The 12,706-nt window shown below is 33.4% G+C and carries 15 protein-coding genes; 2 read left to right on the forward strand and 13 right to left on the reverse strand.

Annotation, left to right across the window (positions count from 1 at the left end):
- Positions 1–49: 49 nt before the first annotated feature.
- From KAI37_RS18125 to KAI37_RS18165, 9 genes are all read right to left on the reverse strand, one after another.
- The gene (locus KAI37_RS18125) at positions 50–730 is read right to left on the reverse strand and encodes an MAE_28990/MAE_18760 family HEPN-like nuclease (RefSeq protein WP_220029939.1); all 681 of its coding nucleotides are present in this window, start codon (positions 728–730) and stop codon (positions 50–52) included.
- A 200-nt stretch (positions 731–930) separates the two neighbouring features.
- Positions 931–1,452 (reverse strand): GNAT family N-acetyltransferase, encoded by a 522-nt coding sequence (locus KAI37_RS18130; RefSeq protein ID WP_258382996.1) that lies wholly within the window; start codon positions 1,450–1,452, stop codon positions 931–933.
- A gap of 237 nt (positions 1,453–1,689) precedes the next feature.
- The gene (locus tag KAI37_RS18135; protein WP_220029940.1) at positions 1,690–2,334 is read right to left on the reverse strand and encodes a hypothetical protein; all 645 of its coding nucleotides are present in this window, start codon (positions 2,332–2,334) and stop codon (positions 1,690–1,692) included.
- 223 nt (positions 2,335–2,557) lie between these two features.
- Entirely contained in the window at positions 2,558–3,976 is a 1,419-nt protein-coding gene (locus KAI37_RS18140; protein ID WP_220029941.1) for a caspase family protein, read from the reverse strand.
- Between the two features lie 222 nt (positions 3,977–4,198).
- On the reverse strand, positions 4,199–4,930 hold the full coding sequence (locus KAI37_RS18145; protein ID WP_220029942.1) for a hypothetical protein: 732 nt from the start codon (positions 4,928–4,930) through the stop codon (positions 4,199–4,201).
- A gap of 353 nt (positions 4,931–5,283) precedes the next feature.
- A complete protein-coding gene (locus tag KAI37_RS18150; protein ID WP_220029943.1) occupies positions 5,284–5,958 on the reverse strand; it encodes a DUF6602 domain-containing protein in 675 nt (224 codons plus the stop codon).
- A gap of 186 nt (positions 5,959–6,144) precedes the next feature.
- Complete coding sequence (locus KAI37_RS18155; protein WP_220029944.1) at positions 6,145–6,960, reverse strand: hypothetical protein; 816 nt, start codon at positions 6,958–6,960, stop codon at positions 6,145–6,147.
- 165 nt (positions 6,961–7,125) lie between these two features.
- Positions 7,126–7,764, reverse strand: a complete 639-nt coding sequence (locus KAI37_RS18160) for a COG1361 family protein (protein WP_220029945.1) — start codon at positions 7,762–7,764, stop codon at positions 7,126–7,128.
- A 181-nt stretch (positions 7,765–7,945) separates the two neighbouring features.
- On the reverse strand, positions 7,946–8,170 hold the full coding sequence (locus tag KAI37_RS18165) for a helix-turn-helix domain-containing protein (RefSeq protein ID WP_220029946.1): 225 nt from the start codon (positions 8,168–8,170) through the stop codon (positions 7,946–7,948).
- Positions 8,171–8,290: 120 nt separating this feature from the next.
- Here KAI37_RS18165 and KAI37_RS18170 point away from each other — a divergent pair, with 120 nt between their 5' ends.
- Complete coding sequence (locus tag KAI37_RS18170; protein WP_179033033.1) at positions 8,291–8,578, forward strand: DUF6809 family protein; 288 nt, start codon at positions 8,291–8,293, stop codon at positions 8,576–8,578.
- Between the two features lie 189 nt (positions 8,579–8,767).
- Here the strand turns inward: KAI37_RS18170 and KAI37_RS18175 are convergent, their stop codons facing one another.
- The 3 genes from KAI37_RS18175 to KAI37_RS18185 form a co-directional block, all read right to left on the reverse strand.
- A complete protein-coding gene (locus KAI37_RS18175) occupies positions 8,768–9,658 on the reverse strand; it encodes a toll/interleukin-1 receptor domain-containing protein (RefSeq protein ID WP_220029947.1) in 891 nt (296 codons plus the stop codon).
- Between the two features lie 137 nt (positions 9,659–9,795).
- Complete coding sequence (locus KAI37_RS18180; RefSeq protein ID WP_220029948.1) at positions 9,796–10,239, reverse strand: hypothetical protein; 444 nt, start codon at positions 10,237–10,239, stop codon at positions 9,796–9,798.
- Between the two features lie 176 nt (positions 10,240–10,415).
- Positions 10,416–10,640 (reverse strand): helix-turn-helix domain-containing protein, encoded by a 225-nt coding sequence (locus tag KAI37_RS18185; protein ID WP_220029949.1) that lies wholly within the window; start codon positions 10,638–10,640, stop codon positions 10,416–10,418.
- A 154-nt stretch (positions 10,641–10,794) separates the two neighbouring features.
- On the opposite strand from KAI37_RS18185, the gene KAI37_RS18190 reads away from it, so the two are divergent.
- Complete coding sequence (locus tag KAI37_RS18190) at positions 10,795–11,082, forward strand: hypothetical protein (RefSeq protein ID WP_220029950.1); 288 nt, start codon at positions 10,795–10,797, stop codon at positions 11,080–11,082.
- Between the two features lie 165 nt (positions 11,083–11,247).
- Here KAI37_RS18190 and KAI37_RS18195 read toward each other — a convergent pair whose 3' ends face one another.
- A complete protein-coding gene (locus KAI37_RS18195) occupies positions 11,248–12,636 on the reverse strand; it encodes a hypothetical protein (protein WP_220029951.1) in 1,389 nt (462 codons plus the stop codon).
- Between the last annotated feature and the right edge of the window lie 70 nt (positions 12,637–12,706).

The raw sequence follows: 12,706 nt of genomic DNA on the forward strand, positions 1-12,706 counted from the left end.
TCAAGGAGCGTAGCGACGCAGCGTGAATAGGATGTTAGGCGGAGTTATGTTAGTCATCGTCAAATATTCTTACATAAGAATCTTTCACTTCTATATCCAGTTTCTTTAATGCATCCCTCAATTCGTACAATAAAGAATCAACTCCATCATTAAATTTATTCAAATCATCAGTATCAAGTTTATAGAATATGTTTTCATGGATGATTTTATTTCGTGTAGTATATAACTCATTGATAGCATCAAGTTTTATTTCAGAATAATCCAATGAAATCAATCGCTCAATCCTTTTAAACACCTTCTTTATATTTCCGTTATTACAAATTTTCGAGGCTTTCTTTGAAAGTTGATATACGTATTCTTCTTTTGATTCATATTTTAAAAAATCATTTAGCGAAAAACCTAGCATTGTTCTAAAGCTCTCTTCTTCATTAACAAATATCTTTAATTTCTCTGGATACTTAGCAAAAATACAAAAAAAGAACTCTTCAATTATCGAATCTAGTAAAGTGCAGTAAAACGCCACCATTTGATTCGCAAATATATAAAGGGTTTGGGTGAAATCTGCTTTATAATTACTTATAATTTTATCCATATCTAATGTTAACCCAAAGCCAGTTATATGTGTCTTTATTGCCGTATCATCATTAATAAACATAATAAGTCTCTGAAATTTATTTAACGAAACTAAATTTTGATTCCAGTACTTGTCATAATCAAAAAAAGAGTTCATATATTTCTCCATACTTTCATCTATATAATTTCGCCTAACGTTCTCGTATTCGCGACGTCCATTCCCCTTAGATAGCTCTTATCTTAGGGAAATGGATGTATCTGCCTGAGTCCTCTTCTTCGATATTTCTTCCGGCAGATCAAGGGCTGAATGGCCCGCAGCGTGAATATTGTGTTAGGTGATGTTAATACCCTCTTGAATTACCCGAAAAATGCACTAGGATATTTCAATTCGCCTTTAATAGTGTTTAATATACCTTCGTTCAATTCACATACCATAAATACTTCATCTGGAACTTCAAACTGAATTAATTCTAAGCCATATTCTCGAGCTGGCTTGAAACCAAATTTGGGATAGTAAGATGGATGCCCAATTAGCAGTACAATAAAATGTCCAAGTTGCTTACATCTATTCAATCCTTCATAAATTAGTTGTTTTCCTATGCCTTGTTTTTGATTATTAGGTTTTACTGCAATAGGCGCTAAAACAAATACTTCATGACGTTTCTCACCATTTATGATTTCGGCTTTGCTCATTAATAAATGTCCTACAATCTCTCCATGTTCTTCAGCAACAATTGAGAGCTGTGAGATAAAATTTTCAGTTTCTCTTATCCGTTCAACTAATTTTGCTTCATCTTCTCTATTTCCAAAAGCAACAAAATTGACATTGTGAACTTGTGTATAATCACTATTGATTTCAGTCCGAATAATTATAGACATTGGACACCTCTATCTAAGATCTTATTATCTGTTCTGTACTGCATTAATTTCGCCTAACGTTCTTGCATTCCTGACGTTCAAGCAGCTCAAGTGACCAAAGGGAACAAGCCGTCAGACTTAGCTGGTTGAATGTATCGCCTGATTAACCCCCTTGGGAATCATTCTTGGCGATCAAAGGCGAATGCCCGCAGTAGGAATGCTATGTTAGGTGATGTTATTAACCTACTAGAGTTACATTCATGGTTGAAAGGATCTAAAATAATGATGTATTTCAATTTGAATATCATTTACTGCTTCTTGAACTTGACTTTCATCTAATCCTAGTTCACTTAGTCTTTTATTCACTCTAGTCTGCACTAATCCATCATTATACTCAAAAAGTTCTGTATGCAATCCTTCTGCTAATTCATCACAATATCTATCCAGTTCTTCAACAATAATAGATTCAGTATATTCCAATCTATTTTCAAGAAGTTCAATAATTAAATCTCTTATTTTTATAGGTATAAATGGATCAAAATTAATTCTTGATATTAATGTTCTCAAATGTGAGGATAGTTCAGGAAGTGGATAACCGCAAAAAGGAAATTGTTTCTTGGACAAAATTTCTTCCTTATTCTCTAAATAAAAATCATTAATTCTGTCAACTGCATTTGTAATGTCATTTATCTGGAACCAGTCTTTTTCTGAATCATTATAAAATTCACTAGCAAGTTCTTCTGAAACTTCAGACAATCGTTCAATTACTTTCTTATGATACTCAGTATTTACTGGGTTTAATAATCCTCTCTTTGCATTCCTAAAAGTAAGAAAACCCAATATAATTGTAATACAATAAAAGCAAATCTGAGCAATTTTATTTATTGAATCTATGTCTTTCATAATGCTCTCCTTTATTTTCAACTAATAATTTCACCTAACGTTTCTATATTCATGAACCCCGAAGGGGTTGTCTGCTGAAATTCCTCTTCGAAATCCTTCCCGCAGATCAAGGCTCCCTCAGGAGCCGCTGCTTGAATATTATGTTATACGACGGAATTACTTCTTCGATTAGGCCTCATTTATATTTTTTCAACGCTCTAACCTATTTAACTTTCAGAATCATTTAATCATGTTTATTCGAGGAATTTTGTACTTCCAAGCGTGCTTGTATACTGCTTTTAATATATTCAAAAAATTCATTATTGATTTTCTTAATTCTTTTCATTCCTTCACTTTTATTGGCATATCTCAAATCGAAATACTTCCATTTACTTCTATCACCATATTCATATATTTCCCATCCAGTTTCATGATACGTGATGAATTTATAAAAAACGGTAATCTTATAACGTGAAATTAAAAAAACCACATTACATTGGTAAGGGAAAGTTGCCGGATAACTTGGATTTAATTTTATTTTAAGAGAGTCAAAAGTAGTATTCAACCTTGTAGAAATACCTGTAAACTCAACTTTTGGCTTAAACAAATTTGGAATGAGATTTCCATAAATATTATTATAAATATTGTTACTATTACTGATCTCTTCTTTCTCTACTTCAATAAAATAATCATTAGGATTTTTATCAATCCACCTAGCTACTGCATCTATGTCTAAAATTTCTGTATAATTTGATACTTCAATAACATCTAAAGAAAATATCTCTGCAAGAAAGTCAATATTAATTATTTCAGCAAATGCTTCTTTCATCTCACTTAAAATCTTATCAATCTCATCTTTAGATGAATATGATTTAGATAATCTTTTAATTGCTTCAGTCAATGAAGTTTCTTCTTTTTTATAATCAAGAATTTGTTTTTCATATTTTTTTATATCAATATTTTTTATGATATCTGTAATATTACAAAAAATATCACTCATAGTGCCTTGAGTAACAAAATAAGGAGTTTGCTTACTTGACTGAGCAAATTTATCTTTAATGTATTCTATAATGCTTGCATAGCTGATTTCATTTCCTTTGTAATTTAAGATGGCTTCAGCAAAACTTTTTGTAAAATGACTAATCGTATCTACATAGGAAGACTGATGGCTATGAGAAGAGAACATAAAGTACAAATTACTAATTGCTTTTTCTTGTTCGAAGATTTGAGTAACTTCTAAATCTCCTTTGATATAAGGTATTCCGGAATTACATGCATCAACTACTTTTACAGTTAATTTTGGATCAACTCCTCTAATCTGTTGATCAATAAAATTATTTGAAAGAGTAGTTGTATTATATTTTTCTTTTGAATAGTCTGTTAGAACAAATCTAAGATCCTCCTCTTCCCCATCATAAGTTCCATGTTCAGTGTAGTAAAAGAAAAGTTCCCCAATCTCTTCCTCTCTTATACCAGAGAAGAAACTCGTTAAACTTTCTTTTACATTCAGAGAATCGGTTTTTTCATATATTTCTAAAACATCTGTGTATTTATTTGTTGCCTTTAAAATATCTGATATAAGTTTATAATCATTTTTACACCCTGGTAGTGGCGTGATATTTTCGTAATCTGATACTGCTATTACTATAGCTACATTTTTCATGATGTAATTCTCCCTTTCTTTAACTTTGATTCTGTTGTATAACGTTCCTGTATTCACGACGTCCGACGAATGTCGGATGTGTCTGCTGAATCTGCTTCCACGAAATCCTTCCCGCAGACCAAGACTCCGTTAGGAGCCGCTACTTGAATATTATGTTATACAACGGAATCCCTTCTCTGATTGACTAACATATTCTTTTTTTCTTTAACTCTATTTTTGGAGTCATTCTTTTCTAAAAGTATACTTTATCCAACTCTTAGTTAAAAAGAAATCTTCGGGTAATTTAAGTTCATTTGAATCATAAATATCATCAAGTTCAAGTTGGTCAATCTCACCATCATTTATAATTTGCTTTTCTAATAATTTTTCAATAGGCATTGGATCATTAGCCTTATTTCCAGCTCCTACTTTACAACTCATCCATTTAATAATCCATTCTGAAAGTGTATCCCACTCTTCACATTCAAAAGTCTTACTAGTTTGTCCAATAGGTATATCCTTCTCAATATTAGTAATAGAATTGACTTTAATGCCGCCTCGTGATTCATCTACTGTCATTACAAAACTTCTTTGCTTGATGGGTTCGAATTGTGATGCTTGTTGTATTTGGTCTCGCAAAAGTTGTGCCTTATAATTTTCACTTTTTTTTAATTGGAGCAACGATGTTTTTGAGAATTTGAGGTCTGGGATAGAAATTGTAACTGCTAGATCTGAGCCATATTTATCCGTTTGATTTTTACCTTTTCTATGTAAAATATACTGTTTAACCTCTACTTTATAAACTTCAGTATTTCCTACATCGCAATTCCTTCTCGTCTTTGCTAAAACCTCAGTAAGTCTGTTTAAAAATGCTTCCTCACTACATGGTCTGCCAGCTAGCCATTTCCTTGTTTCATTTTGTATTTCTTTCAACATTACTCCAAGAATTTTATCGACATTTAAGTTTTTTTGCATAATTTCTCCTTCTGTAAAGTTGATTCTTCAACAATATCATTTAGATTTTGTCGTATAACGTTCCTGTATTCATGAACCCCACAAGGGTTGTCTGCTGAAATTCCTCTCCGAAATCCTTCCCGCAGACCAAGGCTCCGTTAGGAGTCGCAGCTTGAATATTATGTTATGTGAAGTTGCAGGCATCGTAGAATTAGCACACGAGATCTCTTAATCTAAAAACCTTGCGGCACCATTTGGTAAATTGAAATTTCTCAAGTAAGGCATCATATCCATCCAATTCGCTGATACACCTGATAATGCAAGTGTTAACTGAGAAAAGAGCATCAATAAGCTTCCAGTATTGTTATCCATCACTAGCCATTTTCCATTTGGGTTTTGTCGCCGATTTTCATCATTAATAAAGGAGATGGGCTATTGTCGAATTGAATGACCCCTTTACCTAAAACTACTATTAAATCAGCAACTGGACTACTTATCTGATTCCTTTCGTTCCCAGTTAACGGCATTGAGGGTATTATAACCCTTTTATTATTAACATAGTTGTTAATCCAACCATGAATCGTAGACATATTCGCTGGACCATCATAGGCAACAATGATTGATAGGATTCCTGGTGGCTGATAACCAGTATGAAAACTTGTTACTACATTTCTTTGCAAACTCTTGGTGTTTCTAATTGAATTAAATGCACTTATGAGTTCCTGCTCCGTCAATAGAGATTTCACTTCTATAGTCGCAACAACGGATTCAGCAAAAAAACCGTTAATATCTCCCCCAAAGTTTAGTTTAGGATAATTTTTCTTATAAAGCAGGATGTCAATTTGATTTCTCAGTTGACGAGGCTCTGAATTACAATCTATGATTTCCCCTGTACCAAACCCAATTAACTCACTCAAGTGATTCTGAAGAAATTCTCTAATAAATGCTTCTCGTGGTGTTCCCCGATGCAATGTATGTCCAGCATTTGCGGGAATTCTTGAGATTTGTAATAAAGTATTTTCAATTTCATTTATATGTCTTAGTAACATCCCTGCAACACATCCTTATCAAGTTTTCTGCAATTTCACATAACGTTCGCACATTCCTGACGTTCAAGCGGCTTAAGTGACCATAGGGAACGGGTCGTTAAACTTAGCCGATTGAATGTGTGCCAGAATTAACTTCTCCGAAATCCCTCTTGGCGACCGAGGACGCGACGTTGTAGGAATGTAATGTTAGGTGATGTCATCGGTTCTAAGAGTTACCTGAGGTTCATTAGAAATTATTGATGGGTCGTTTGTTATAAAATCGATGATCTTAATAATGTCTGTTTTTACACTTGAAAAATACTCATCTATTGCTTCCTTAGTAATCACGTTTATTACAGTATGCGGCATCCCAACAATTGGGTTTCTCCATACCATAACTCCTTTAGAAACCTCAATTACAGACATCTCATTACTTTCATTTAAATAAGTTTCAAATAGTTTACCGTCGATTACTATTACAGGCAAACAGATCCTTACATATCTATCATTCTTTCTTGAATCTACACTTTTTGATATAGCTCTAGTTGCTTTAGAAACCGAAACACATGAATTATATGCAACATCATTCCCGTTTGTAAAAGCTTGTGTAAGTCCATAACCGGGGCGTTCTGGTAAGCTAAATAGATTAAGGTCTTGAATTTCTTTTTTATGTGCTAAGTTTCCCAATACAATATTTCCAATTCTTGAGCCAGCTCTTTGAGCTATTCTAGCTGGAGGAGCTAATCTTGTATTCTCTGAGGTAAATATTATCCATGGTTTATCTTTCGATACTTTGCATTCAATTATAAGGCTTATTCTAACAAGTTTATTACCAATCTCTTTTTGAAGACTTGCAACTATATCTATCTCTCTTTGTTGAGTTGACTCATCATCAATAAAATACTCCGATTGAATAACATTAAATTTTAAGTTCAGTAAAACTTCTGCCACACTCATCTCTAATGGATAGCCCTGAGAATTTAACCAATCCATTATTCGTGTATTAATATTATTGTCTGACAATATCTTCACCTTTTCCTTTCACGATGATTTCACCTAACGTTCCTGTATTTATGAACCCCAAAGGGGTTGTCTGCCGAAATGCCTCTCCGAAATCCATCCCGCAGACCAAGGCTCCAAAGGAGCCGCAGCGTGAATATTATGTTATAGGATGTTGCTTGTTCTTATTTACTCTCTTTTATTATCATTGATACGTTCTTCTAATTGCCTCATTTCAAAAAATCCATTTAACTCAACTTCTCTTGATACAACAGTCATAAATTCTTTCCATTGTGGTATTTGAGTATCATTGTATTCAATGACTATTACGCCACTTTCTTGAACCCATAGTCTTATACTTATATAGAATTTTTTCCCGAAAATATCTTCGTAAGAAACCGTTGTACTGTATGTAATGAAGTAATAATCAGTAGGATCTTTTCTCGCAATTCTAATTACAAATGGTACATGTTCACCCTCAGGTATACTAATTGAATTGTTCCCCACTCTAAATTCAATAGGTTCTTCTTCTTCACTTCTAAAGTTAAGCACGTTTACATTTTTCGCAACTCCTTTTCCTGCATTCTTTATTCCAAAATGAACTAACGCGGTTGTTCCTACATCATCAGTCAGTGGATATTCGTAATTTCCAGCAAACAAATTATCATCATTAAAAAATTGATTAACCCTACCTGGCATCAACAAAGGTCTAATTGAGGTTTTTCGAGAAGAGATGTTTTCTCTGAAAATATAAATTGTAATTATAAAAGTTAATACAATCGCAATATTTGCAGATACCTGAATTATATCCATTAGTAATTTAGACATATATCCTCCTCTTGTATTTTCGGGTTTTGCAATTTCCTATAACGTTTCTGTATTCATAAACCCCGAAGGGGTTGTCTGCTGAAATTACTCCCCGAAATCCATCCGCAGACCAAGGCTCCGAAGGAGCCCGCTGCTTGAATATTATGTTATACGACGGATTCGCTTCTTGAATCTGCCCTCACTATTGAATATCTCCAGGTAGATATTCAATCAAATCAGATAATTTACAGTTAAATGTATCGCAAAGCTTGAATAAAGTCTCCAGCTTTGTTGTTTCTATATTCGTTTCCCTATATAGCTTATTAATTAAATTCCGACTCAATCCCGATTTCGCCATCAATTCTGTTATATCATCTATTCGATGTTCTGCCATGAGTTCCCTTATATTGCACTTGATTACGGTCATCTTTTCCCCTCCATAATTCTATCTTATCTCCCATATCAGTAATCATCAACGAAAAGCAAAGATTTAACTCTACAAGGTTATATAATAACTCTATGAAGTTAATTAAAGGAGGAACATCATATGATTAATGCATTAGAATCATTGACAGAGCCACTTATAAGAATACGTTTAGAATTACTCTTTGCTGAGCTTCTGGAGTACCATACGGAGTACAATCAGCTTTCTTCGGAGACAGATCGATACTTTAGAACGCTTCGCGAAGCGTTACCCGATCAACTTCAACATACGGTTTTTCTGTACGAAGATGCTCAAGTTTCTCTCCAATCCATCTTAGAAAGAAGCATCTACATACAAGGTTTCAAAGACGCTCTACAACTCTTTAGTGAATTGAAAAACTCTAGCATTTAGAGGATCATATGATCCTCTTTTTCTATTTCTATTACTTCTGATTCTGTCGTATAACGTTCCCGTATTCACGAACCCTGCGAGGCTGATCCTGCTTCCCTGCTATTAGCCTCTGGCGGACCAAGGGGCGACATCAGTCGGCCCGCAGCGTGAATATATTGTTAGCCGATATATTTGCCTTCATTGAGTTTACTAAAGGTCATTGTCTCCCTTGTACCAATTAAACTTACTAATCATTTCTTTAGTGGCAACTAAGACTTCATCTCCCTTTGAAAAGCGTTCAGTTGCATGTTCTGCTTTGCCTGTAGGCCTACCAAATTGTTCGTTAAAATCATCCATTATCCTCCATACATATTCTTCACACGCATCAACTGAATTTCCAACATAGATATCGTAATCCTTATTTTTCAAATTATTTGGATTCCAATTATATTTATCTGTATACATATAAGCATTACTTTCTCCAACTAATTTTATAGATATGGATCTATGCTCTCCATTTGAACTTGCACTTAATGTAATGGAAAAAGGATTCGCAGTACCACCAACCCATGTTGACCAGTTATATTTTATAGCTTGGTCGACTAAAGTAGTTACTAGATCCTCAAATTCAAGTGTTTTAAATTTCTTCCAATCCACTTTTCTACTTTTTGTGAATTTTCTCCAATTGTCTTGAGTTATTGCTTCTGTTTCTTCTATTCCAAAGATAGATGCTAATACACTAAAACCTTGCTCATAGTTATTTCTGAAATCTGCAAATCTTCGATCTGCTAAAAAATAAGGTATGTTACATTCTCTATAAAATATGGGTAGAACAAATACTTTTTTTGACTGCATTTGTTTTACCCATGCCGCTCCAAGTTCACTCTTAACCCATTCAGAATTCAGTGCTTCGGGAGAAAGTACAATTCCTAAATATTCATTCTCTCTTATCCCTTCCTCTATTTTCCAAGTAATTGAATCACCTATTTTAATCTCCCATTTATCGAACCATACATTTACACCAATTCTCTTTAAATCTCTTGCTAATTTTTCTACAAATGGTTTGTCTAAACTGGTATGACTTAAAAAAATACTAGGCATCTCTTTCATCCCTTCATGCGAATATTTCGGCTAACGTTCCTGTATTCACGACCCGACGTATGTCGGGTGTTCGGCGAATGCCGAACCAAGGGCGTATGCCCGCAGCGTGAATATTATGTTATAGGAAGCACTTCACATCATTGGATCGCATTCAAAATCTCCATAACTAAAATAGCTTCTTCTCTATACCCTTCAAGGTCTTTCAATTTAATCCATTCAGGCTCGTAATTTCTAAGTTGGTAGAATCGAATCACCACATCTTCGCCTGTAATTGTAGAACTTAAAATCAAAATAAATTCTCGTTTAGGATATTTCAATTTTAAACGCTCTTCCCAATTTTCGATAAGTTCTAATCCTGTCTTTAAGTTTTCGATGTGATAATGATTAATTGATGCTTCTAGATCCATTTGATCTTGATAAATGGTTTTTTCAATAGAATGTATATTTCTTAAACTTGAAGCATCTAGCAAAATACAATCATTCCACATACAAAAATCAGGATTGAATAGGTCTAAGCTCATTGATAGGTTAGACTCAGTTAAGTTATTTAATAAATTTCTCATCGCACTGTTGGCTATCATGTTTTTCCTGCTTTCGAAGTGTTTCGTATAACATTCCTGTATTCAAGACGTCCGACGAAGTCGGATGTGTCTGCTGAAACGCTTCCACAAAATTCATCCAGCAGACCAAGGCTCCAAAGGAGCCGCAGCTTGAATATTATGTTATACGACGGAATCACTTCTTGAATATACCTTCACTAATTTTCTTCTTCAGGTACATACTCAATTAAATCCGATAATTTGCAGTTAAATGTATCGCATAGTTTAAATAAAGTTTCTAGCTTTGTTGTTTCTATATTCGTCTCCCGATATAACTTGTTGATTGAGTTACGACTTAAGCCTGATCTCACCATCAATTCTGTTATATCATCTATTCGATGTTCTGCCATGAGTTCTCGTATATTGCACTTGATTACGTTCATCTTTTCCCCTCCATAGTTTTATCTTATCTTCCACAGTAGTAATCATCAATTAAAAGCGAAGTTTTAACTCTACAAAGGCAAATATTCACCTTGTAATTAACTTTGTAAGGTTATATAATAACTCTATAGAGTTAATCGAAGGAGGAAACAGGATATGGTTAATACATTAGAATCGCTAACAGAACCACTGATAAGAATACGTCTAGAATTACTCTATACTGAGCTTTTGGATTGTCATGCAGAATACACTCGGCTTTCTTCTGAGACAGATCAATACTTTAAAACACTTCGTGATGCTTTGCCCGATCAACTTCAACATACGGTTTTTCTTTACGAAGACGCTCAAATTTCTCTTCAGTCCATCTTAGAAAGAAGTATCTACATACAAGGTTTCAAAGACGCTCTACAACTCTTTAGTGAATTGCAAAACTCTAGCATTTAGAGGATCATATGATCCTCTTTTCTATTGTATTTTATTCTGTCGTAAAACGTTTCTGTATTCGTGAACCTCGAAGGAGCTTTCTACTGAAATCTCTCTCCGAAGTTCACTCAGAAGACCAAGGCTTTGTCAGGAGACGCCGCTTAAATATTATGTTAGATAAGATCTTTACTGCTTTAAATAACTCAGATACCAGATAGGTGGAACATTCATTTTTTCTAAATAACTATAAATATCTCTTTTATTAGACCAAAGATACCACCTATTCTGAATTATCAAATCTATGTTCTTTATAGCTGTATTTTGAATTTCCTCATCCTTTGAGTCACTTAAGATTACAGATATGTTAAATAAATCACTGGCGCTGGACTCGTTGACTGTACAATCCATAAAGAAGCTTTTTAATACAGTTTCAATTTTTTCTATTTTGAATTTTTTAGGATTACTTACATAATGTTTGAAAATTGACCTCCATGTAATATGATACTGATTTGGTTCATTAATACTTACACAATTCAACTCGGGATATTCCGAAACATTTGTCAAAAATTTTTCTAGCAATTTATCAGGGGGCATTAAATCTTTATCTACTTCTTCCCATTCCTTTTTCCAACATTCAATCCCTAAATAACAGCTAATCAATCTAGCTGTAAGAAAGTTTAAGGAGTCTAATATTTCAAACGATTCATTAGACATGAACAAAAACGGTGGTAAAGGCCAAGATAATTTTTCTTGGTATGTAAATCTCCCATGAGCAATAGCATTCCTTGTTTTTATTACAGAGTCTATAAAATATTCAACAAAAGGATTCAACATATTGAATTTAGTTAGAACAAATTTAATTTTATGTGACAATGCTAAGTCCCTACCAATCAAAACTTCAGTAAAGACTTTTTTTACTGAATTGACTTGTGACTCAAGTTGATTCTCATTGAAAAAGAAATGTTTTTTATAAAATTCTTCAACATACCCTTTTATATTTTCTTCCAAATCTATTCGTAAATCTTTTGAGTAGATTTCACAAATTAGTTCTATAATATGAAAATAATTAAGAATAGCTTCATCATGGTAGAGATTTGCATCGACGCTTTCATTTACTAAGTAGTTTGCTTTTCTCCAACGGTCTAATAAAGATACTACAACCTCTTCATCGGATTCTAACTTCTCCAACACAGATTTTAATTGTTCCGTATAATCTTCATTTTCAATAGTTAATTTTAAAGGTTCCTCATTAATTAAATTATTCGGTATTATTGTATCTTCTCCTTTTATTTTATGATAAACCGTTAATGGGATTCCCACGAAAAAAGAAACAATTCCAAGTATTGTAAGTATACTTGCTCTATTGTATCTGTTACTTTCATTTATTCCTTCGTGCATTTCAATACTGGTAATGCAATTCAATTGGAACTCCCTTGCTTGAGAAGCTCCACTATCTGTATAAACGCTTGTAAGATTATCAGTACTAAAAAAAGTCATATTTTTATATTTGAAGAAGATCTCTATATTTGTAAATTCATAAGCATATGTAATCTGACTGAAAACTATTTTTTCCATCTGTATTCTCCTTTATGTCATCTAACGTTCCTTTATTAACGACTCAGCATTCGCTGAGTCGTTAATATTA

This window comes from Paenibacillus sp. S25, assembly GCF_019454085.1.
GTDB classification, from domain to species: Bacteria; Bacillota; Bacilli; order Paenibacillales; family Paenibacillaceae; genus Paenibacillus; species Paenibacillus polymyxa_B.